This window comes from Cryobacterium sp. TMS1-20-1 (genome assembly GCF_004402355.1).
GTDB lineage: Bacteria > Actinomycetota > Actinomycetes > Actinomycetales > Microbacteriaceae > Cryobacterium > Cryobacterium levicorallinum.
The window spans coordinates 95,779-117,933 of sequence record NZ_SOGF01000002.1 but is presented as its reverse complement, the minus strand read 5'-3'; the positions used below and the strand labels follow the sequence as shown (position 1 = coordinate 117,933).

22 protein-coding genes and 1 tRNA gene are annotated in these 22,155 nt (G+C 65.5%); 8 read left to right on the top strand and 15 right to left on the bottom strand.

What is annotated here, in order from left to right:
• Both E3O45_RS00795 and E3O45_RS00790 read right to left on the bottom strand, forming a co-directional pair.
• A partial coding sequence (locus E3O45_RS00795) for a hypothetical protein (protein WP_134441124.1) occupies positions 1-439 on the bottom strand: 439 nt, incomplete at its 3' end.
• 178 nt (positions 440-617) lie between these two features.
• Positions 618-827 carry an AlpA family transcriptional regulator gene (locus E3O45_RS00790; protein WP_134441123.1) on the bottom strand — a complete coding sequence of 70 codons (210 nt, stop codon included), beginning with the start codon at positions 825-827 and terminating at the stop codon, positions 618-620.
• A gap of 104 nt (positions 828-931) precedes the next feature.
• Here E3O45_RS00790 and E3O45_RS00785 point away from each other — a divergent pair, with 104 nt between their 5' ends.
• The 3 genes from E3O45_RS00785 (at position 932) to E3O45_RS00775 (ending at position 3,456) form a co-directional block, all read left to right on the top strand.
• On the top strand, positions 932-1,531 hold the full coding sequence (locus E3O45_RS00785) for a helix-turn-helix domain-containing protein (RefSeq protein WP_134441122.1): 600 nt from the start codon (positions 932-934) through the stop codon (positions 1,529-1,531).
• 78 nt (positions 1,532-1,609) lie between these two features.
• The gene (locus E3O45_RS00780) at positions 1,610-2,182 is read left to right on the top strand and encodes a helix-turn-helix domain-containing protein (protein ID WP_134441121.1); all 573 of its coding nucleotides are present in this window, start codon (positions 1,610-1,612) and stop codon (positions 2,180-2,182) included.
• 101 nt (positions 2,183-2,283) lie between these two features.
• Complete coding sequence (locus tag E3O45_RS00775; protein WP_134441120.1) at positions 2,284-3,456, top strand: tyrosine-type recombinase/integrase; 1,173 nt, start codon at positions 2,284-2,286, stop codon at positions 3,454-3,456.
• Here the strand turns inward: E3O45_RS00775 and E3O45_RS00770 are convergent.
• From E3O45_RS00770 to E3O45_RS00755, 4 genes are all read right to left on the bottom strand, one after another.
• Positions 3,457-3,532, bottom strand: a tRNA-Thr gene (locus tag E3O45_RS00770).
• 46 nt (positions 3,533-3,578) lie between these two features.
• Positions 3,579-4,217 (bottom strand): TetR/AcrR family transcriptional regulator, encoded by a 639-nt coding sequence (locus E3O45_RS00765; protein ID WP_134441119.1) that lies wholly within the window; start codon positions 4,215-4,217, stop codon positions 3,579-3,581.
• A gap of 39 nt (positions 4,218-4,256) precedes the next feature.
• Positions 4,257-5,792, bottom strand: a complete 1,536-nt coding sequence (locus E3O45_RS00760; protein WP_134441118.1) for an alpha/beta hydrolase — start codon at positions 5,790-5,792, stop codon at positions 4,257-4,259.
• A 150-nt stretch (positions 5,793-5,942) separates the two neighbouring features.
• Positions 5,943-7,118, bottom strand: a complete 1,176-nt coding sequence (locus E3O45_RS00755) for a DNA polymerase III subunit delta' (protein ID WP_134441117.1) — start codon at positions 7,116-7,118, stop codon at positions 5,943-5,945.
• Positions 7,119-7,305: 187 nt separating this feature from the next.
• Here E3O45_RS00755 and E3O45_RS00750 point away from each other — a divergent pair, with 187 nt between their 5' ends.
• From E3O45_RS00750 to E3O45_RS00740, 3 genes are all read left to right on the top strand, one after another.
• A complete protein-coding gene (locus E3O45_RS00750) occupies positions 7,306-7,704 on the top strand; it encodes a hypothetical protein (RefSeq protein ID WP_134441116.1) in 399 nt (132 codons plus the stop codon).
• On the top strand, positions 7,691-8,905 hold the full coding sequence (locus E3O45_RS00745; RefSeq protein WP_166789344.1) for a phosphotransferase family protein: 1,215 nt from the start codon (positions 7,691-7,693) through the stop codon (positions 8,903-8,905). Before E3O45_RS00750 ends, E3O45_RS00745 begins: the two co-directional genes overlap by 14 nt.
• Before the next feature lie 131 nt (positions 8,906-9,036).
• On the top strand, positions 9,037-9,519 hold the full coding sequence (locus tag E3O45_RS00740) for a hypothetical protein (protein WP_134441114.1): 483 nt from the start codon (positions 9,037-9,039) through the stop codon (positions 9,517-9,519).
• A gap of 82 nt (positions 9,520-9,601) precedes the next feature.
• Here E3O45_RS00740 and E3O45_RS00735 read toward each other — a convergent pair whose 3' ends face one another.
• The 4 genes from E3O45_RS00735 to topA form a co-directional block, all read right to left on the bottom strand.
• Positions 9,602-10,258 (bottom strand): response regulator transcription factor, encoded by a 657-nt coding sequence (locus E3O45_RS00735; RefSeq protein WP_134441113.1) that lies wholly within the window; start codon positions 10,256-10,258, stop codon positions 9,602-9,604.
• Positions 10,255-11,730: a cell wall metabolism sensor histidine kinase WalK gene (locus tag E3O45_RS00730; RefSeq protein ID WP_134441112.1), complete on the bottom strand. Its 1,476-nt coding sequence runs from the start codon at positions 11,728-11,730 to the stop codon at positions 10,255-10,257. Before E3O45_RS00730 ends, E3O45_RS00735 begins: the two co-directional genes overlap by 4 nt.
• A gap of 104 nt (positions 11,731-11,834) precedes the next feature.
• Positions 11,835-12,452, bottom strand: coding sequence for a dTMP kinase (gene tmk, locus E3O45_RS00725; RefSeq protein WP_104133359.1), 618 nt, complete (start codon positions 12,450-12,452; stop codon positions 11,835-11,837).
• On the bottom strand, positions 12,449-15,484 hold the full coding sequence (topA, locus tag E3O45_RS00720) for a type I DNA topoisomerase (protein ID WP_134441111.1): 3,036 nt from the start codon (positions 15,482-15,484) through the stop codon (positions 12,449-12,451). Before topA ends, tmk begins: the two co-directional genes overlap by 4 nt.
• A gap of 207 nt (positions 15,485-15,691) precedes the next feature.
• Here topA and E3O45_RS00715 point away from each other — a divergent pair, with 207 nt between their 5' ends.
• On the top strand, positions 15,692-15,925 hold the full coding sequence (locus E3O45_RS00715) for a hypothetical protein (RefSeq protein ID WP_092449748.1): 234 nt from the start codon (positions 15,692-15,694) through the stop codon (positions 15,923-15,925).
• Here the strand turns inward: E3O45_RS00715 and E3O45_RS00710 are convergent.
• The 5 genes from E3O45_RS00710 to E3O45_RS00690 all read right to left on the bottom strand — a co-directional run bounded on the left by E3O45_RS00710 (position 15,922) and on the right by E3O45_RS00690 (position 19,182).
• A complete protein-coding gene (locus E3O45_RS00710) occupies positions 15,922-16,350 on the bottom strand; it encodes an Rv3654c family TadE-like protein (RefSeq protein WP_134441110.1) in 429 nt (142 codons plus the stop codon). The genes E3O45_RS00715 and E3O45_RS00710 overlap by 4 nt on opposite strands.
• Positions 16,347-16,682: a TadE family type IV pilus minor pilin gene (locus tag E3O45_RS00705; RefSeq protein ID WP_134441109.1), complete on the bottom strand. Its 336-nt coding sequence runs from the start codon at positions 16,680-16,682 to the stop codon at positions 16,347-16,349. The genes E3O45_RS00710 and E3O45_RS00705 overlap by 4 nt, the downstream gene beginning before the upstream one ends.
• Before the next feature lie 118 nt (positions 16,683-16,800).
• The gene (locus E3O45_RS00700; protein ID WP_092449807.1) at positions 16,801-16,983 is read right to left on the bottom strand and encodes a DUF4244 domain-containing protein; all 183 of its coding nucleotides are present in this window, start codon (positions 16,981-16,983) and stop codon (positions 16,801-16,803) included.
• 216 nt (positions 16,984-17,199) lie between these two features.
• The gene (locus E3O45_RS00695; RefSeq protein WP_241985159.1) at positions 17,200-18,198 is read right to left on the bottom strand and encodes a type II secretion system F family protein; all 999 of its coding nucleotides are present in this window, start codon (positions 18,196-18,198) and stop codon (positions 17,200-17,202) included.
• Positions 18,199-18,267: 69 nt separating this feature from the next.
• A complete protein-coding gene (locus tag E3O45_RS00690) occupies positions 18,268-19,182 on the bottom strand; it encodes a TadA family conjugal transfer-associated ATPase (protein ID WP_241985162.1) in 915 nt (304 codons plus the stop codon).
• Positions 19,183-19,999: 817 nt separating this feature from the next.
• Between E3O45_RS00690 and acs the strand changes: the two genes are divergently transcribed.
• On the top strand, positions 20,000-21,976 hold the full coding sequence (gene acs, locus E3O45_RS00685; protein ID WP_134441107.1) for an acetate--CoA ligase: 1,977 nt from the start codon (positions 20,000-20,002) through the stop codon (positions 21,974-21,976).
• Positions 21,977-22,155 lie beyond the last annotated feature (179 nt).

The window sequence follows — 22,155 nt, the reverse complement described above, 5'->3', positions numbered from 1 at the left end:
TCACCAGCTTCACGGCTTCGTCTTTGTACTCAGGAGTGAACTCCCGACGTGTGTTTCCCATGTGAACATTCTCTCTTGTGAGGTGTCCAGTCAACGGGGGCAGGGCCAGTTTTCTGCTGTCGACGAGCAGATTGAACTCGGCGTTGTGGCCGCGATGGCCGGAGCTGACTCGCTCGATAGCCCCACTCGCCACGAGTTCTGCAATCGCCCGCTTGACCGAGTGATACGCAGACTCTGATCCGTTGTCAGGAGCCAGATAGCCCAAAGCGATCGCCGATGATTCGCGGGATGCGAAGTACCGGCGCGGCGGTTGATTGCCTGGGTTGTCGGTGTCGTCCCAGCTTTCCAGAGCCATGTGCAGCAGCAACCGGGTCGCCGCGTGCCCCAGACCCAAACGTGCAGCCACGAGAACGGCACCCTTCGCCGCATAGAGGCCCACAGCGCTCTCACCCACCAGGTCGGGTGCGAAGCGTTGCGAGCTGGCAGAATTTCAGTACTCTGGTCATAGATCAGATCCTTTGCGGGTGTTCGATCCTTGCCCCGGGGTGCAACCCGGGGCTTTTTCTTTGGCCTGCCGCCGGCCGGCGTTTTCGGCGTTGGCAGCAGGAGAAGCGGCCTCACCGTGCCACGAGCGCGGGCTCACCCGTCTGCACTTGGGCGCTCGCCTCGATCCAAGCGATGATCTCGGACCTCTTGTAGAGAACCTTCTTCGGGGTCGGCTTGTAGAACCGGGGACCGCGGCCGTTATAGCGCAGCTGCGCCAAGCCGCCGACAGTCAACCCGGTCAGTTCCGCCGCGACAATCGGGAGAACGAATTCTTCACTCATCACTACTTCCCTTCGTTGACACGAGACACTCGTTATCTCGTGTTGCGATCACAATAAAGCGCTTCTGACTGTTTGACAAGAGTCAATCCCTGTACGGTGTCGACATGACAGGTTTTGTGAGGCAGTCCGGAATTGGTGAGCGGATCCAAGCCATCCGGAAACGGCACGGCATCCGCTCCGCCAAGGACCTCGCCGACCTCATGCCCGGCGGCAACGTCACCGAGGCGATCCTGCAAAACCTCGAAGCCGGCCGCAAACAAGACCTCTCGGTCAGCCAACTCCTGAACATCTCCCACGCCCTGCGAGTTCCACCGGTTTTTCTCCTGGCACCGATCGGACGCCCCCAGGACCCGCTCGACCTGGTCAACCTCAGCGATACCTTCGAGGGCATGACCGTCGCTGAATTCGATGCCTGGATCTCCGGGGAAACGAATGGCACTTACCGGTGGCGTGACCTCACCGAACGCACCGAACGCTCCCAACTCGAAGCGATGCGAGAACTGCTCGCCAGCCTGCGCGAGCGCCACCGTCTCACCACCAACATGCTCATCGAGGCGCAACTCACGCCGCCCGACGAGGTCAACACCGGTCCTGCGATCTGGGACACCACTCAGGAACGACTTGCCGAGGCAAACCGGCGTATCGACCAGCTCAGCAGCTATCTCTCTGCCGCGGGCTGGGTCCTCGAAGGATGGGTCAAGTAGACCGCTGAGTCCGGGCCGAATGAGTGTCATCCGCGTGTGAGCCGTCGGTGTGGCGGCCTCCAGTTGTACTCTGTGCGCGTGACGAAATTTCTAGCGCAGGTTGGGATCGGCGACCGCATTTATGCGATCCGCAAACAGCACGGCATCCGTTCGGCCAAAGCTCTGGCCGAACTCATCCCCGGCGATAATGTCACCGAATCGATCCTGCAGAATATCGAAGCAGGCCGCAAAGACGACCTTCTCGTCAGCCAACTGCTCAACATCGCCAAGGCCCTCCGCGTCACGCCGATTTTCCTGCTCGCCCCGATCGCCACACCATCGGCCCGGCTCGACATCGCCAACCTCAGCTCGAGCTTCGATGACATGACCGTGGTCCAGTTCGATGACTGGATCTCGGGTGAGCCCGACGGCGCCTACGACTGGAACACCCTCGCCGGCCGCGCCCAACTGCACGGCATGCGAGAACTGCCCGAACGGATCCGTGAGCGCAGGCGACTGGTAGCCAAACTCGATGCAGCGATCGACTCAGGCGGAGGCGACTACGCCGGGGACATGACCAAGGGCCGCCTCGAGGATGCTGACCGGCGCATCGCCCAGCTCACGTCCTACTTCGCCTCGGCGGGTTTGGATCTTGAAGGCTGGGCAGACTAGCCGCCGCAACGGAGTGTCGGTGGCTGGATGCATCGTTGGATCAGCAACGATAAGTTCCGACCCGTCGGGCGCAGTCTCGTCGGAGAATCCGAGGTGAACTCATGGCAACAATTTCCGCGTACCAGTCGGCGAACGGACGTCGATATCGGGTGCGGTATCGAACGCCGGACCGTCGACAGACGGACAAGCGTGGCTTCACCAGCAAGCGTGAAGCTGAGCGATATCTGGCTAGTGTTTCCGTCGCGAAGGACAAGGGCGAATGGATCGATCCAACCTTGGCGCGCATCTCCGTCAACGCCTGGTCGCAGGTCTGGCTGAGCGCCCACTCAAATCTCAAGCCGACTACTCGCGGCGCGTATGCGTGGATTCTCAAGAAGCACATTATTCCCCGATGGGGCCGGGTCGCCCTCATCGATGTGACCCACACCGCAGTGCAGGCTTGGGTCACAGAGCTCAGCGATTCCCTCGCCCCCTCGAGCGTGCGCAAGATTCACGTCGTGCTGTCCGGCGTCATGAAATACGCCGTCCGGGATCGTCGCATCCCACGCAATCCGTGTGACGGAGTGCGCCTTCCTCGCGTCGCTGAGAGTGACCGGGGTTATCTGACGCCCGAACAAGTGGATGAGCTAGCCGCGCTCTGCGCGCCCTCTTCGACGGTGATCTACCTGCTGGCCTATACGGGCCTCCGATGGGGCGAGATGGCCGCCTTGAAGGTCAAGAGGCTCGACTTGGGGCGCCGACGCCTGGACGTAGCTGAAGCCATTACGGAGCCAACGGGAGCCATCCTCTGGGGCACCCCGAAGAACCACGAGCGACGGTCAGTACCGTTTCCGGCGTTCTTGACCGAAATGCTCCAGGCCCAGTGCGCAGGCAAGTCTCGGGAAGAACTGGTGTTCACCTCCCCGGATGGCGTCGTACTCCGAAGTGGGAACTTTCGACGTCGCACCTTCACGGCGGCCGTCACCGAGCTCAGGCGTCGTCATCCAAACCTGCCCGCGATCACCCCGCACTCGCTGCGGCACACCGCGGCGTCGTTGGCAATTTCGTCAGGCGCGAGCGTTTTGTCGGTGCAGCGAATGCTCGGACATGCCTCAGCAGCGATGACTTTGGATGTCTACAGCGACCTCTTCGAAGACGATTTAGACGCCGTTGCGGACGCCCTCAATAAGCGCGCACTTAAAACAAATGTGGGCAAATTGTGGGCAAATCCGTCAAATTCGAAGAAACATACCGCTGAGACGGTTTTAGAAACCACGTCTGACCAGGAGTTTTAGTGGAGCCGCCTGTCAGAATCGAACTGACGACCTTCTCATTACGAGTGAGATGCTCTACCAACTGAGCTAAGGCGGCGTTACCAGATCACCTCGAAAGGCAGTCGGTGACACAGCAGCCAAGCCTAGTCGTTTCTGCGAGTGATTCTGTACACCTCGGCGAATGAGGCGTTCACGCACTCCGAAAGCGGGGCCACATCATCGCCCTCCGCCCAGACCCGCCAGGCATGACGGATCGCCGCGACGGCTACGAGCGTGAACAACAGGGCCCGCTGATTCCGCTCGGCCGGGTCCTCGGCTCGCTCCGGGGCATCCGCTCTGAAACGGCGCTCGATAATCTGCTGCAGCTGGTCCTCGAAGTCGCGCAGGGTCGCCATGCGCATACCGAACAGGTAGGCGTTCTCCTTCATAATCGTGCGGCGCAGCTGGTGAATCTCCCGGTCGGCCTCGGTGCGCTGCAGACTCTTGGCGAGCAGCAGGGCCAGATCGGCGAGCACGTCGCTGCTCGGGCCAGCCGCGACAAAGATTTCTATATCTTCAGCGGATGCCATTCCGGGCGCGTCCCCAATTAGGGCGGCGTCTTTCGAAGGGAAATAGTTGAAAAAGGTGCGCGGCGAGATATTGGCGAGGCGGCTGATCTCCTCGACCGTGACGTGCTCAATGCCGCGCTCGCGGGACAGGGTCAGCACGGCGTGTTGGATGGCTCGCCGGGTGGCGAGGCGCTTGCGCTCACGCAGGCCCGGCTGTTCCGTTTCGATCGACATGCCCCAATTGTTCCACAGCGCTCGAACGCCCTTGAGTGGTTAGCACTGCGGGTCGGCGGCCGGCACGATTCCGTCGACGAGATAGGAGTCGACCGCATCATTCACGCAGGAATTCGACTTGTTGTAGGCGGTGTGACCTTCACCGGTGTAGGTCACCAGGGTGCCGCTGTCGAGCTGCTCGGCCAGCTGCTGCGCCCAAACGTAAGGGGTCGCCGGGTCGTTGGTGGTGCCGACGACCAGAATCGGTGCCGCGCCCGCCGCGTGGATCTCGTCGCGTTCGCCGGTGAACGTGTATGGCCAGTTGGCGCACCCGATGTCGCCGAAGCTCATGTACGGGCCGATCACCGGGGCAGCTTCGGCGAGTTCGGCGGCCTGGGCGCGCATCGACGCCGGGTCGGCGTTGTAGGCGTAGTCGATGCAGTTGATGGCCATGAATGACTCGGTCGAGTTGTCGGAATAGTTACCGTCGGCATCCCGGCCGTTGTAGGCGTCGGCGAACTGAAAGGCGCCGTCGGCGCTGCCGTGCATGACGGTGTCGAACATGACGCTGAGCTGCGGCCACGCCGTGGCCTGATAAAGCGGATAGATGATCGCCGTGAGCAGCGCGTTCGCGCCGAGCTGACGGCCATCCGTTGCCGTGATCGGGCTCGCGTCAACCGACGCCATGAGCGCCCCGATTGTCGTCAGAGCGTTGTCAACACTGCCCCGGAACGGGCAGTCCTCCCCCGTCACACAGTCGGCGAGGTAGGCGCGCAGCGCATTTTCAAAGCCCACCGCCTGCGTCTTGGTGACCTCGAAGTTGCTCGTCGACGGGTCGACGGCCCCGTCGAGCACGAAGCGCCCGACCTTCTCGGGAAAGAGCTCGGCATAGGTGGCGCCGAGAAAGGTGCCGTAGGAGTAGCCGAGAAAATTGAGCTCTGTGTCGCCGAGGGCGGCGCGCAGCAGATCGAGGTCACGGGCGGCGCTCTGGGTGTCGACGGTGCCGAGCAGCGGCCCGGTCTCGTCGGCGCAGGCCGCTGCGAAGGCGTCGGACGACGCTGCAAGCTCCGCGATCCAGGCATCCGTGCCGCGTTTCGCCTCGGTCAGCCCATACAGGTACTCGTCCATCTCGGCGGAGTCGTAGCAGGACACCGCCGAAGAACGGCCCACCCCGCGCGGGTCGAATCCGACGATATCGAAGCTCGCCTGCAGTTTTTTGTCGGTGGCGTAGTCGAGGGAATCCGCGACAAAATCGTAGCCGGAACCGCCGGGTCCGCCGGGGTTGACCAGCAGGGAACCGATGCGATCGTTCCCGGTGGCCACGTGGCGCACGAGGGCGAGCGAGATCTCCCCGGCGGCCGGATCGCTATAGGAGAGCGGGGCGGACGCCTCTGCACACTGCAGGCCGTCGCCGCAGCCGTCCCACTGCAGCACCTGGCTGTAGAACGGGGCGAGGTCGCTGTCAACCTGTTCGCCGGTAGGCGTGGACTCGGCCGGGCCGTCATCCGTCGCAAACCAGGCGGAGCATCCGCTCAAAATAAGCGTGAGCGCCAGTGCGGCGGCCGTGGCGCTCAGTGCGCGGATACTGCGGTTCAACGGATTTCCTCTTTCCTGAAGCGGATGCTACGGCTCACGCTACCGAAAGCGGCTGGGAGTCGCTGTTGTCGACGTCGCTGTGTTACTGGTTTCGACGTCGCTGTGTTACTGGTTTCGACGTCACTGGTTTCGATGTCACTGATTTCGATATCACTGGGGACGACGGATCGCCGACACCAGCATCGCCTCGAGCGCGAGCGCGGGCGCGACGTTGCCCTGGATACGCTGGCGGGCCACGGCGATTGCGTCCATGGTGGCGACGGTGGCCGCCGGAGCGCTGGCCGCACTCGCGGTGCGCAGTTCGGCCAGCAGCTCGAGATTGATCACCGCTTGGTCCCGGCCCAGCTGCACCATCATCACGTCACGGTAGAGGGAGGCGAGGTCGACCAGGATGCGGTCGATGCCGTCGCGCAGGCTGCGAACGGCCCGACGCTTCTGGTCGTCTTCGAGGGCCTTGATCTGGCTGCGCAGCCCCGGCGGCACCGACTGGCCGGCCTCGACCCCGAGCGAGCGCAGCATGCCGTCGCGCTCGGCGGCATCCAGCTCGAGGGTGATGGCCTTGGCGTCGTCGCCGGCGATGGCAAGCAGCCGTGCGGCAGCGTTGACGGCCGACGACACCGAACGGATGCCGAGGGCCGTGCGCAGGGTTTCCTCGCGTCTGGCCCGGGCGTCGGCATTGGTGGCGAGCCGCTTGGCCATGCCGATGTGGTTCTGGGCGAGGCGGGCGCTGAGTTCGGCGATGACCGGGTCGACACCGTTGCGGCGCACCAGCAGGTCGGCCACGTCGGCGACGCTTGGCATGCGCAGGCGCACGGTGCGTACGCGTGAGCGGATGGTGGGGAGCAGGTCGGCCTCGCTGGGCGCGCACAGAATCCACACGGTGCGTTCGGGCGGCTCTTCGAGGGCTTTCAGCAGCACGTTGGAGGTGCGCTCGACCATGCGGTCAGCGTCTTCGACCACGACGACGCGGTAGCGGCCGACCGAGGGCGAGTACTGCGAGCGGGCGACGGCTTCCTTGACGGATTCCATTTTAATGATGACGCCCTCGGTGGCGAGCACGCTGAGGTCTGGATGGGTGCGGGCCTCGACCTGGCGGGCCGCGGCGAGGTCTTCGGCGGGGGTGCCCGGGCTGAGCAGGGCTGCGGCGAAGGCGAATGCGAGGTTCGAGCGGCCGGACCCGGGTGGCCCGGTGATGAGCCAGGCGTGCGTCATCGAGTTGGACTCGGCGGAGCTGCTGCTGTCACTGGCGGAGGGCACCCGCTGCGCCGCCGCCCGGAAGATGGCGATTGCGTCGGCCTGTCCCGTTAGGTTGTCCCACACTGCCATGAGTCAAGGGTAACCCGCCCCACCGACACCGCCCGCGTGCGCGCGCTCGGGCCCGGGCCCGGTTGCGGAAGCCACGAGGTCACGAGGTCACGAGGTCACGAGGTCACGAGGTCACGACCGACTCAAGATGAGAACCCTCTCATGCTGCTCTGCGTGAGAACCTTCGTCGAGGCCCCAGACTGGAACAATGCAGACTTTCTGGAAGGTGGCGCTCGGTGCCGCGATTGTGGCCGCCCTCGGCGCCGGATCGGCGGGTGCCGTCGCGATGACGTCCGCTCTCACTATCACCGACGAGCCCGGGCTGGTTCAGCGAATCGATCCCGTGAGCACCGACTCTGACTCAAGCACGACCGATGCGGATACCACGCCCAAAATCGCACCGACACCCACGCCCACTTCGACCGCCACCGCTGATGTTCCGGTCGCCCCGCCCGTCGCTGTTCCCCCGGCCGGATCACAGAACATTGACGACGACGTTGACGAAATTGACGTCGTAGACAACGTAGACAACGCAGACAACGACGTTGACGACGTTGACGACGTTGACGACGTTGACGACGTTGACGTTGACGTTGACGACGACTGAACCCGGCGGGTCGCGGCCGCTGGAACAGGCGCCGGAGATTCTCGAGGCCGTCGCAGAGTCGCTCGGAATGACCCTGGTAGGGCTGCACCGGTTCAGCATCGAAACGACCGCTCGCGGCTTCACTGCCGGGTACACGATCGAGCTGGATCCCGGCACCCAGACGACCGAGTCCCACACCGTCTACCTCGAATCGAATCCGACCAAACGTGACCGGCCCGGCGTGCTCGCCTTCCGTGACGAGCAAACCGGCGAAACCGTGGCCGCCTGGCTGTACCCGAACGATCCCGAGCTACCGGCCCTGGCCGCGGCGGTCTACCCGGACGCCGCCCAGGTCCTGCTCGCCCGGCTCGGCCTGCACGCGAGCAGCCTCGTCGTCACCATCGCGGCTTATCGGCCAGGAAAACGCGCTGTCGTGCGTATGGTCGCTCCCGAGTTCACGGTGTATTTCAAAGTCGTTCGCCCGGCCGCCGCAGGGCCGCTTCATGCTCGCCACGTGTTCTGGGGAGCCGCCGGCGTTCCGGTACCGCGCAGCCGCGGCTGGAGCGCCGACGGATTCATCGCCCTGGAGTCCGTTCACGGTGTCGAAGCGAGCCAGGTGGTCGCGCAATTCTCGCCCGAACCTTTCCTCGACGAGCTCGATCGGCTCACAACAGAAATCGGCCTGATCGAAAGTTCCGGCCCGGCACGAGCATCGCTGTCAGCGCGCCTGCCCTGGTACGTGCAGCGGGCGGGTTCTCTGCTGCCGGCCGAATGGTCCGGGATCACCGCCCTCGGCGCTGCCATAGAACGGATGCGCGCGGCCGCGATTCCCGCCGCGCCCGTCACCGTGCACGGCGACCTGCACCTGGGGCAGATCTTTCTGGACCCCGACACTCTCGACTCCCCACGCATCTCCGGCGTGCTCGACATCGACACGGCCGGGCTCGGCGACCCGGCCGACGATGCCGCTGCGCTCTACGCGCACCTGGTCGTGAGCGCCCTGCACCACGACGACCATTCCAATCCCGAAGCCGCCGAAGGCTGCCGCGTCCTGGCTGCCCGCGCCCGCAGCCGGTGGCCTCGCCGCGGCGAGCAGTTTCTCAACCGGGCGCGGTACATCGCGGCAACCCACCTGCTCGGGCACGTGTTGACCCCGGGCGCACACAGCGCGACATTGCTCGCCGCGGCCACCGAACTCGTCGTCGACCCCGCCTCAGCCTGAGACCAGCGGATGCCTTCGACCAAGATGAGAGTTCTCTCACACCGGGCTCCGAGGCTTCTCATGCTGGGGCAGGAATCTTGAAGTAACAGCAGACGAGCACAGGCTCGACCCGCCAACTACAAGGAGACACCATGAACCCCAAGATGACAGCCAAGAAGCGTTGGATTGCTATGGGCGCCGGATCCGCACTCGGCATCGGACTTCTCGCCGGCGGTGCCGTGACCGCAGCGAACGCCTTCGAGATTGAGGACCGTTCGGGAAGCTCGATCGGTGTGCAGCCGGTGAGCTCCATCTCGACGAGCACGGCGATTCCGTTCAGCACGGCGAGTGTCTCGACATTCGACGACTCGGTGTCCTTCTCGAGCGATGATTCCTCCAACTCATCCGACAACTCAAGCAACGACTCAAGCAACGACTCGTCGATCAGCTCAAGCAGCTCGAGCACGTCGAACACCGTAAGTGTCGCGTCGGCGGTCTCAGCCGTTTCGGTGGTTTCAGTCGTCTCGGTGGTGACCCCGGTGTCCGCACCGTCCGTCGCGAGCCCGGTGTCTGCCGCCTCGGTCGCCTCGCCGGCCAGCCCGGCATCGGTGCAGAGCCCCGCATCCGTCGACTAAGCAGAGCGTCGCGGCCCAGGTCGAACAACGAGCAGCAGAAAGCCCGGGCCCGCGCCCGGGCTTTCTGCTTTCTCGAGCGGGATTACTTGAGCCGATATCCCATGCCCCGCACCGTCTCAATGCGTTCCGGCCCGAACTTCGCCCGAAGATATCGCACGTACACGTCAACGACGTTGGAACCTGGATCGAAGTCGTAACCCCATACCCGGCTCAACAGCTGCTCACGACTGAGTACCTGGTCGGGGTGCCGCAGAAACTCTTCAGCGAGGGCAAACTCCCGGGCCGACAGTTCCACGGTGCGCTCCCCCACCGTTGCACGGCGGGTGCGCAGGTCGAGGGCGAGCTCCCCATAGGCCAGCCTCGTCGGCGAGCTCTGCTCGGCATCTCGCAGTCTTAAGCGGATGCGCGCCAGCAGCTCATCAAATTTAAACGGTTTGGCGAGATAGTCATCGGCACCACCATCGAGGCCGGCGACCATGTCGCTGGTCGTGGACCGAGCGGTCAACATGATGATCGGCAGCGGCAGCCGTTCGACCCTGATCCGTTTCATCACCTCAAAGCCATCTATGCTCGGCAGACCAACGTCAAGCAGTAGCAGGTCGAAGGTGCCGGACTGGGCATAGCTCACGGCGTCGAGCCCGTCATCGACCACGGTCGAGGAATAGCCAGCGGCCCTCAGGCCCTTGCTCACGAACAGAGCGATTCGAGCCTCGTCCTCCGCGATGAGGATGCTGGTCATGTCGCGGCCACCACATCAACGGCGCGGCGCGGCACTAGTATGCCGAACCGGGATCCGTCGGGCGACGTCACCAGGTCGACATAGCCGCCGTGCGCCCGCGCGATAGCGTCGACGATCGGCAGCCCGAGGCCGGAACCTTCGACACCACGCCCGGAATCGACACGGCCGAACCGTTCAAAAATGCGGGCCTTGGCCTCCGTCGGAATGCCGGGGCCGTTGTCGCGGATCCAGAATTCCACCGCTTCCGCGTGTTCGGTGCTGCCTATCTCGATGGTCGTGCCGGAAGCTGAGTGTTTGGCGGCATTGTTCGCCAGCTGCAGGAACGCCTGAGTGAGCCGGGCCGGATCGACCGGCACGACAACGTGCGCGCGCTCGGCCAGGATCCAGACATGGCCGGGCAGCGCACTGACCTTGAGGCAGAACTGCTCGGTGAGGTCGCCGGCATCCGTTGGTACCCGCTGCAGATTGCCCCGCTGGGCGTTGGCGAGCGACTCGATGTCGTCGATGAGTCCGGTCATCCGGTCAAGTTCGTCAAGCGCAATTTCCCGAGCGGATGCGACATCGTCGGGATTGCGCGGATCCAGCAGCTCAAGATGGCCGCGAACGATGGTGATCGGAGTCTTGAGCTCGTGGCGCACATCCTCGAGCAGCTGTCGCTGCGCGGTCAGCGACTCGTCAAGACGCTCGAGCATGTCATTGACCGTTCCGGTGAGCTCGGAGATGTCGTCATGGCCGATCACAGGGATGCGCTCGTGCAGGTCGGTTGCGGTGATCCGCGACGCGGCGGCCTGCAACTGGCGCACCGGTCGCAGCAAGCGGCCGGCGACGAACCAGCCGACCAGCCCGATCGCCACGAGCGCCGCAGCCGCGACGGCCGCATAGATGCGAAAAGCGCTCGTCAACTCACCGAGCTCGGCGTCCAGATCAAAGGCGGTGACGAAGATTCCCGCTTCCCCGCTGCCCTCCACGGTCACCGGCGCGGCGATATACCGGAGGTTGCCGAGTTCGGAGACGGCAGTGCCGCGCACGACATTGACACCGGCCACTTCATCGAGAATGCGCAGGACGAACCCGGCATCATCCTCCAGGTGGAAAGACAACTCGGTGCCGGGGATCAGCGCCGGGATGCCGTCGATGATTCCGAGGGTGCTCTCGTTGGGGCTCGGAACGAGTCGGGCCATGACCGCTTGCAACGCCTCCCGGGTGGACGGGTAGCTCGCGCCGGACGCCTCCGGCAATGCCTCGACCTCGTTGAGGTTGGTGGTCGGCACGCCGGTGACGATGAAGCGCACGCTCTCGACGCTCGTCGCGAGGCGAGCGTCGATGTCGTGCAGGGCGCGGTCGCGTTGCACGAGGTAGGCCGTGCCGCCCGCGACGGCCAGGCCGAGGCCGGCGACGACCAGAATGGCGGTGAGGATGCGCACCCGCACCGACCAGCCGGATCGCACAGCGGACGAGGCAGTCGAGGTCATAGCTTCAGTATCCCTTAGAGAGTTACCACCCCGCCCACGTTCGGGGCCCGGGCGCCGACCGTGGGCCCAGTTATAAACCGGACTCGGGTTCCGGGCGCCGAACGCTAAAGGAGGGTGGAAACTCGAGCTCGGATGATGGCGGCGACCTCGGCGGCGGGGGCCGCAGCATCCACTACCAGAAACCGGGCGGGCTCGGCAGCGGCCAGCTCGAGAAAAGCGGCGCGCACGCGGGCGTGAAAGTCGTTCTTCTCGGCCTCGAGCCGGTCGAAGACCTTGTCGTCGGCTTCGAGGCGGGCCCGGGCGGCGCGCGAGTCGAGGTCGAGCAGCACGGTCAGATCGGGCAGAAGCCCCTCGGCGGCCCAGAGCGACAGGTCCCGCACCTCGGTGGCGCCGAGCACCCGGCCCGCTCCCTGGTAGGCGACCGAGGAATCGAGGTAGCGGTCCTGCACGATGACATCGCCGCGGGCGAGCGCCGGCCGCAGCTTCGTACCGACGTGCTGGGCCCGGTCTGCGGCGTAGAGCAGGGCTTCGGCGCGCGGATCCACCTCGCCGCGGTGGTGCAGTACGATCTCGCGAATCGCGACCCCGACATCCGTTCCGCCGGGCTCGCGGGTGCGCACGACGGTGCGCCCCCGCTCCTCAAGCCAGTTGGTGAGCAGGAGCGCCTGCGTGGTCTTGCCTGATCCATCGCCGCCTTCCAGGGTGATGAAGAGGCCGGTCACGGCGCAATCGTGGTGATCGAGGCCGCGTCAGCGGCAGAGCTGGCCGACTTCTTCACTGGCGCTTTCCTGGCGGCGGGCTTCTTGACCGCGGCCTTCTTGACCGCGGCCTTCTTGACCGCGGCTTTCTTGACCGGAGCCACTGGTGTGCCGGCCAACGCTGCTTTGGCCGCCGCGTTCGCGGCACGGGTCGCAGCAGCCTTCTTGGCGGTGGCAGCCTTCGCTGCTGCCGTCGGCGCCTTCTTCACGGCCGGCTTCTTGACGGCGGCCGTCTTGGCCGGCGCCTTCTTGCGGGGAGCCGCCGGACCCTTGGCCCGCTTGTCAGCGAGCAGCTGCACGGCCCGCTCGAAGTCGATCTCCTCGACGTCCTCCGATTTGGGAATCGTCGCGTTGGTGACCCCGTCGGTCACATACGCGCCGAACCGGCCGTCCTTGATCTTGATCGCCTTACCGCTTTCGGGGTCGGGCGCTTCGAATTCCTTCAGGGCGCTCGAGGCACGGCGGGCGCCATACTTCGGCTGGGCGTAGAGCTCGATCGCACCGGGCAGGTCGATGTCGAAGATCTGGTCTTCGCTCGTGAGCGACCGGGTGTCGATGCCCTTCTTCAGGTACGGCCCGAACTTGCCGTTCTGGGCCAGGATCTCGGTGCCGGTCTCCGGGTCGAGCCCCACCATGCGCGGCAGGGCGAGCAGGCGCAGCGCGGTTTCCAGGTCGACGGTGGCCAGATCCATCGATTTGAAAATGGATGCTGTGCGCGGCTTGTCGGCAGCGGCCACCTTCTTGACGGCCGGCTTGCGCTTCGGCTTCGTCACCGTGACCTCGCCGGTGGCGGGGTCGATCGTTTCCACGGGAACAGCCACGACAACCGGAACAACCGGCTCGTCCTGAGCTGGCGCGAGCTCGGTGATATACGGGCCGAAGCGGCCGTCCTTGGCGACGATCTCCTTGCCGTTCTCCGGGTTGAGTCCGATCACACGGTCGGTGACAACCGGGGCGTCGATGAGTTCGCGGGCCTTCGTCGCGGTCAATTCGTCGGGAGCGAGTTCCGGCGGAATGTTCACCCGGCGGGGCGGGGCATCCGCTGCAGCGTCGGGGTCGATGACCTCGAGGTAGGGGCCATACTTGCCGATGCGCAGGGTGATGTCATCGCTGATGGTGACCGAGTTGATCACCCGCGGGTCGATCTCACCGAGGTTGTCGATGACCTGGCGCAGGCCGCGATGCTTATCGCTGCCGAAGTAGAAGCTGTTGAGCCAGTCCAGACGGTTGGCTTCGCCGCCGGCGATGCGGTCGAGGTCGTCCTCCATCTCGGCGGTGAAGTCGTATTCGACCAGGTCTCCGAAGAATTCTTCGAGCAGGCGCACGACCGAGAAGGCGATCCAATTGGGAACGAGCGACTGGCCGCGCGGCGTGACGTAGCCACGCTCGGTGATGGTGGAGATGATCGAGGCGAAGGTCGACGGCCGGCCGATGCCGAGCTCTTCGAGCTTCTTAACCAGGCTGGCCTCGGTGTAGCGGGCGGCCGGGGTGGTCTCGTGGCCCTTGGCCTCGAGGTCGAGAAGGGCCAGCTTCTGGCCCTCTTCGAGTGGCGGCAGCTTGGACTCGGTCGCATCCGTCGACGCGTTGCGCTCTTCGTCCTTGGACTCTTCGTAGGCGAGCATGAAGCCGCGGAAGGTGATGACGGTTCCGCTGGCCGAGAACTCGGCGAGCGCTCCCGAGGCGGCGGGGTGCTCCGACGTGCCGGTCGGGCCGGCGGCGATGGTCACCGAGGCGGTCAAACCGGTGGCGTCCTTCATCTGCGAGGCGACGGTGCGCTTCCAGATGAGGTCATAGAGCTTGAAGTCGTTGCCACGCAGGCTCGACGCGAGCGAGGTCGGGGTGCGGAAGGTGTCGCCGGAGGGGCGAATTGCCTCGTGCGCTTCCTGCGCATTCTTGCTCTTGCCCTTGTAGGCGCGCGGGGCATCCGGAACCGTTTCAGCACCGTAGAGCGCGGCCGCCTGGGTGCGGGCAGCGGTGAGAGCCTGCTGCCCGAGCGACGGCGAGTCGGTACGCATATAGGTGATGTACCCGTTTTCGTACAGCGACTGCGCCACGCTCATGGTCTGCCGGGCGGTGAAGCGCAGCTTGCGCGCCGCTTCCTGCTGCAGGGTCGAGGTCGTGAACGGTGCGGCGGGGCTGCGACGGTACGGCTTGGAAGTGACCTTGGTGACCTCGAGCTTGACGCCCGGGCTCTTCAGAGCGATCGTCAGTGCCTGAGCAGCGGACGCGTCGAGGGTGACGGCCTTCACGGTCGGCTTGAGCGCACCCGAATCGTCGAAATCGCCACCGGTGGCGATGCGCTCACCGTTCAGACGCACGAGCTTCGCGTCAAAGGCCTGGTCTGTTTCTGAAGCGGATGCCCCCAGTCGCGCCAGCAGATCCCAGTAGCCGGCCGAGACGAACGCGAGGCGCTCCTTCTCCCGGTCGACGACGAGGCGGGTCGCGGCGCTCTGCACGCGGCCAGCGGAGAGGCCCGGGCCGACCTTGCGCCAGAGCACCGGGGAGATCTCGTACCCGTAGATGCGGTCGAGGATGCGCCGGGTTTCCTGCGCGTCGACGAGGGCGGTATCGAGGTCGCGAGTATTGTCCTTGGCAGCGAGGATGGCGTCCTTGGTGATCTCGTGGAACACCATGCGCTTGACCGGAACCTTGGGCTGCAGCACCTGCAGCAGGTGCCAGGCAATGGCCTCGCCTTCGCGGTCCTCATCAGTTGCGAGCAAGAGTTCGTTCGCATTCTTGAGGGCACGCTTGAGTTCGCTGACGGTCTTCTTCTTGGCGTCGGAGACCACGTAGTACGGTTCGAAACCGTTTTCCACATCCACCGAGAATCGGCCGAGCGCACCCTTCTTAAGTTCCGGCGGCAGGTTTTTCGGCTCGATCAGATCGCGAATATGACCGACCGAAGACAAAACTTCATAGCCGTCGCCGAGATACGCGGCGATCGACTTCATCTTGGTCGGTGATTCAACAATGACCAGCTTCTTAGTGCCTGGCACCAGACTCCTCTTTATAGGTAGTGGCCAAATGATGGGCCAAGGCACACCATACACACTGGAATGGAGTGCCCGCCTAATCGACGGGTGCCGGTCGGCGCGTCCCGCTGGCATACACGCCACTCCCAGCGACCATCCAGTTCGCTCTGGGCGTGCCGCGTGTCGGCTCGATACCCTTGCCGTTTGTAAGCCAGAGTGCAGAATAGACCCATGGGTACAATGACGGCCACATACACCGCGATGTTGACGGATGGCCCCCTCCAGGGCAAGACAATCACGACGACCTTCCTCGATTCGGGCGATCCGCAACCGCGCATTGAGATTCCGGCCGACGCTGGCAAACGATATCTCTATGCGCGTGGTGCCGGCCGGGAGTTCGAGGGCTCCGACTCCGGTCGTCCTACGGCGGTCGAGTACCGGTACCTCGAGGTTCTGCTCTCTTAGGTGGGGTCGCCTTCGGGCGGCTGAGTTTCGGGCGGCTGAGTTTCAGGCGGTGCAGCCTCCGGCAGTGCAGACTCCGGCGGCGGCCCGGCCCGTGCGCTCGCCGAGAGCTCGATGCCCAGAACCGTGCGACTCACCGAAACGGATGCGAGCAGCCCGGTCACCGCGCAGCGGGTTACGGCCACCTCATTGAATGCCGCGACGGCATCCGCCGCTGGGCAGGGGTAGCCCGCGATTGCCCCGGATGCGGTGTCGGCCGCAGCGAGCGCGGCCGCGTCAGCGGCATTCGCGACGGACCGGCCGACCGCGAGCAGCGCGAGGGTGGACACAACGAGGGTCGTCAGCAGCACGGTGGCACCGAGCACCGCGATCGCGAGGATCGAGCCTGCCCCCCGCTCGGCCCCGTCCCGCCGCCCGCCCGCTCTCACTGGCCACCGGCGAGGGCGCAGGAACGCGCTTCGAGGGTGAGCTCCGCGAACAGACCAGAGCCGGTCGCGGTGACTCGGGCGCAGACGAATTCGCCGCGTCGTTCCGCCGCCAGGCCGGCTCCCGACACTGTACCGGCGACGAGCGCCGCTGCGCGGGCCACACTGTCGCCGCGGGACAGGACCCGCGCCGCGGTGGCGGCGGCATCCGTCAGCCGCACCTGCACCCCGACGACTTGCACTGCGCCTAGGCAGCAGGCCAGCACGAGCACAACGGCCGGCAGCGCGGTGGCGAACTCGGCCGTGATACTGCCCCGATTCGCCTGACCGTTCATCCTTGACCGGCTGGCCCAATTCTCCCGACTCGCCCGGCTGGACCGGCTGGACCGGCTGGACCGGCTGGACCGGCTGGACCGGCTCGGCCAGGCCTGCCTCCGATGCGCGCGCCCTCGACTACCCGATGCTGAGTGCACGGCGCACCAGGTCGGTGAGCATCCCACGCACCTCGTCGCTGCGCAGAATGACGATGAGCAATCCGGCGAAGCCAACCGCGGCCATCGTGGCGACCACGTATTCGGCGGTGGCAGCTCCGGCCTCGTCGGTCAGCCGTCGCAGGGCACTTCGTGCAGGCAGCACAGTGTTAGCCGCTGATTCCTCCGGCACGGTTTCGGCCAGAACCACGTCGGCAGACACCACCGCGACAGGCACCGCTTTTTCCACTAACCCGATCTTTGTATACACAGGCTCGTCTCCTTCTGGCGTCTGTCGACGCGGGTTGGGCGGCACGAGCACATTCACTCTGCTCCGATCTGGAAGTGACGGCCGCACGCATCCGCTGATCTGTACACAGCCTCAGAACGTGGCGAGGGTGGAGGAGAGCACGCTGATCAGCAGTGGCACGACGCCGACGAGCATGAACGCGGGCAGAACGCACAGGCCGAGCGGCAGCATGAGCGTCACCGAGAGGGTCCCGGCTCGACGCTGTCCCGCACTTCGGGCATCCCGTCGCACTTGTTCGGCTTCGCTGCGCAACAATTCCGCTGCCGGAACCCCCGCCCGAGTCGACAGGTCAAGCACCCGCTCGATTGGATCATCCTCCGACTCCGCTCCAGACCCAATCGCATAGCGCTCAGCCGCAGCGTGCACGAACGCCCGGGAACGATCGATCGACCCGCCCCCGGACATGGCAATGGCCATGAGTTCGAGTCGCAAACCGGGAGTCAGCTCGGTCGGCGCCGCTCGGTGTACCAGCGCGCGGCTCCAACCCGCAGCGGCGGCCATGAGCACACCGCCGCCGGCCAGGCAGAGCAGCCCGGGCACGGTCGCGAACAGCGTGTGCACCGAGTCGAAGCCCATCAGGCTGCCAAAGAGGATGCCGATCACCGGCAGCACCATGACCAATCGTGCCGTCGCGCGCGGGGCGGCCAGCGCGACCTCGAGGTCGCGCTGCACCTGCGCAAGGTCACGCAGTGACGCGGCGAGTTCCCGCAGGCAACCGGCCAGTGGTGCCCCGGCCTGGGTGGCGACCTGCCAGGCCGCAGCCAGTCCCCGCCAGGCGGATTCGGTCTCGCCGCGTGCCTGCCCGGCGATCGCATCGGCCACGCTGTCGCCACGGGCCGCAGCCCGAGCGGCAGCCCGCAGAATGCCCGTGGTCGCAGTCTCCGCGCCGCCCGCCGCGGGCGATCCGGCGCGTGGCACGGTACGACTCGTTACCGCCGGCAGACTACCCGAGGGCGGTAACAAATAGCCCCAGGCCGAGACCGGAGAAACGCCGGCCGAAAGCAGCACGGCCAGCCGTTGGGTGACCGCCGCGACCTCCTCGATCGGCGGCACCGATTCACCGTGCCGCAAGAGCGGATCCTCCCCTCGCGACCGTGTGCAGAGGCACATCGCACCACGCGATCGCTACCCTTGGCCGCATCACAGGGCCTCGATCGCCAGGCGGTCCCGACCATTGAGCGTGAACCGGCCGACCGCCTCCAGCCGCCGCACCCCCTCGGTACGTTCCAGGTGCAGCACGAGCCCGATCGCGCTCACCGTTTGGCGGGCTACGGCCGCCGCACTCATGCCGGCGAGCGCCCCGAGGGCTTCCAGACGGGCCGGTACGTCGTCGAGGGAATTCGCGTGCAGGGTGCCAGCTTCCCCATCGTGCCCGGTGTTCAGCGCCGCGAGCAGCTCCCGAATCTCGGATCCGCGGCACTCGCCCAGAACGAGCCGATCCGGCCGCATGCGCAGAGCTTCACGCAGCAGGGCCTCGAGGCCGATGCGTCCGGCGCCCTCCAGATTGGCTTGCCTGGCCTCGAGCGCGACCACGTGCGGATGCAGGATGCGCAGCTCGGCCACGTCTTCGATCGCGACGATGCGCTCGTCGGCCGGTGCCTCGCCGAGCAGCGCGGCCAGCAGGGTGGTCTTTCCGCTGCCGGCCGCGCCGGTGATGAGCAGGTTCTGCCGACCGCGCACCGCCGCACGCAGTCGGTTCAGCCGGGCAGCGGATGCCTCTCCCACGCCGAACAAGCCGGCGTCCGCGAGCGCACCGAGGCTGCGATGCGCGGCGTGCGGAAGCCGAATCGACAGGAGCGTTCCCGTGCTGGATACCGGAGGCAGTACCGCGTGCACCCGAATGCCGTCGGCCAGCCGAACGTCAACGCAGGGACTGGCCTCGTCGATGTGTCGCCCGCCGAGGGCGATCAGCCGCACGGCCAGAGCACGTACCTCCGCCTCACCGAGCTGCCAGGCCGGTGCGAAGGCGAGGCCGTGGCCGGCATCAATCCACAGCCCGGATTCCCCGTTGACGAACAGGTCGGTGGTCTCAGGGTCTTCGGCGTAGCCGGCCAGCGGGCCGAGCGCCCGAAGGTCGGAACGGTTGGTCCCGGGGCGAGTCGGGCTGCAAGCCGGTTCGGCGCCGATCCTGCCGGGGATCCCGCCAGCAGCGACCGCCGACTGAACGGCGCTGTCCCGCGGCACGGTACCTACGGCATCCGTGGGCACCGTGCGATGCCGGGGAGTCGGCGCTCGCTGCGGCGCAGCGAGCGGTCGAGTGCCCGACGCGGTGCTCGGATTCGCAGGCGACGCCGCAACTGCGCCGGCGCAAGACGAACCCGCGACACCCGGAACGGCGTAAGACGGAACGGCGACGAAGGGCTGGACCATGCTCCGACCGTAGACCGGGTCCGGGCGCGCCGCCGGGCCGCCGCCGGGATCGGTAAGAAACGGCTGCTGGTCGCGTTTGGGGAGGATCGGCACCAGCCCCACGCAGCGCGCCTGGCAAGCCCGACCTGCCCTGAAATGAGCTGCGACGCAAGCGACCCGCGCCTAACGACCTGCGCATTTAAATAGAAGGGGCGGCACCTATTGGGGGGAACAGGTGCCGCCTAGCAACACGCAGATTGGGGGGAACCATACGTCTTGCTGGTCAGAACTTTCGTCCAGACGTGGTCCAGTTTACGCGGCCCGGGACAAATTGCAAGTCCAATGTCCTCCAAAGAGAGGACACTCGCTTGGGGGCGTACAGAATTGCCATTTCGAATCTAATTTCGGGGTTCCTGTTGCTCAAAAAGTCGCTCTGTATACAGAGATCGGCCCGGAACCGGTAGGGTTCAGTTGAGCTGGCAATGTCCTGCATGCACGTACCGCAAAGGAGCGAATTACAAATATGACGGTCAACATCGATACCCTCCTCCACGAATCGCGCCGATTCCCACCCACTCCGGAATTTGCAGCGGAGACCGCAGCTACATCGGAACTGTACACCGAAGCGCAGAAGGACCCGGCCACATTTTGGGCTGATCAGGCACGCAATCTGCTGCACTGGCACAAGCCGTTCACCAAGTCCCTCGACTGGTCCAACCCGCCGTTTGCCAAGTGGTTTGAAGACGGTGAACTCAACGTTGCGTACAACTGCCTGGACCGTCACGTTCTCGCCGGTAACGGCGACCGCGTCGCCCTCTACTTCGAGGGCGAGCCCGGCGATTCCCGCAGCTACACCTACGCCGAGCTCACCATCGAGGTCAAAAAGGCCGCCAACGTGCTGCTCGACCTCGGCGTCAAGGCCGGCGAACGCGTGGCCATCTACCTCCCGATGATTCCGGAGGCGGTGATTTCGATGCTTGCCGTGGCCCGCATCGGCGCCGTGCACTCGGTCATCTTCGGTGGTTTCAGTGCCGAAAGCCTGCGCTCGCGCATCGACGATGCCAACGCCGTGCTCGTCATCACGGCCGACGGCGGCTACCGCAAGGGCAAGATCAGCGCCCTGAAGCCGGCCGTCGACGCTGCCCTTCAGACCAACGACTCCTCGGTGAAGAACGTTCTCGTGGTCAAGCGCACCGGCCAGGACGTGCAGTGGAACGACCGCGACATCTGGTGGTCCGATGCCATGGAGACTGCCTCTCCCGAGCATGAGGCTGAGGCCTTCCCGGCCGAGAACCCGCTGTTCATTCTGTATACATCGGGTACGACCGGCGCCCCCAAGGGCATCCTGCACACTAGCGGTGGCTACCTCACGCAGAACGCGTTCACCCACCAGAATGTGTTCGATCTCAAGCCCGAAACGGATGTTTACTGGTGCACCGCCGACGTCGGCTGGATCACCGGGCACAGCTACGTCGTCTACGGCCCCCTCGCCAATGGCGCCACCCAGGTGCTGTACGAAGGCACCCCCGATTCTCCGCACACCGGTCGCTGGTGGGAAATTATCGAGAAGTACAAGGTCTCGATTCTGTATACAGCGCCCACGGCCATCCGTACCTTCATGAAGCTCGGCCGCCAGATTCCGCAGAAGTTCGACCTGTCGAGCCTGCGTGTGCTCGGCTCGGTCGGTGAGCCCATCAACCCCGAAGCCTGGATGTGGTACCGCGAGGTCATCGGCAGCAACATCACGCCCATCGTTGACACCTGGTGGCAGACCGAGACCGGATCGATCATGGTCTCGGCCCTCGCTGGTCTCACCGAGACGAAGCCGGGCGCGGCCCAGGTTCCGGTTCCGGGCATCACCATCGACGTGCTCGACGATGACGGCCTGCACGTGGGCCACGGCAACGGCGGACTCCTCGTGGTCACCCAGCCCTGGCCCGCCATGCTCCGCGGCATCTGGGGCGACCCGGAGCGTTTCAAGGAGACCTACTGGGACAAGTTCGAGGGAACCACCGGCGCGAAGGACGGCCCGCTGTACTTTGCCGGCGATGGTGCCCGCCTCGACCACGACGGTGACATCTGGCTGCTCGGGCGCGTCGACGACGTGATGAACGTCTCGGGGCACCGCCTGTCGACCGCCGAGATCGAGTCCTCGCTCGTGGCGCACTCGCTCACCGCTGAAGCGGCCGTGGTCGGCGCCGCCGACGAAACGACCGGTCAGGCCGTCGTCGCGTTCGTGGTGATCAAGTTCAGTCAGGCCGAAATCGCCTCGCACGAAGACATCGTGGGCATTCTGCGCAAGCACGTCGCCCAGCAAATCGGTGCGATCGCCCGCCCGCGCGACATCTACATCGTCGACGAGCTGCCGAAAACCCGCTCCGGCAAGATCATGCGCCGTCTGCTGCGCGACGCGGCCGAGGGGCGCGACGTCGGTGATGTCACGACCCTCGCCGACACGATGGTAATGAACACCATAACCTCGCAGATGAAGAAGAAGTAGCCGCGCCAAACTCGCGTTCAACCACTGAGGCCGCCCCACCAGGGAGCGGCCTCAGTTCTTTGCGGTGGCTAATTCAGGAAAACCGGGTCAGCCGTGTGCCGGCACCCCGCGATTGCGCGCCGCGCTGGACGCCGCCGTCGCATTTTTCCTGAATTCGCCACCGCGGGCCGGGCATCCGT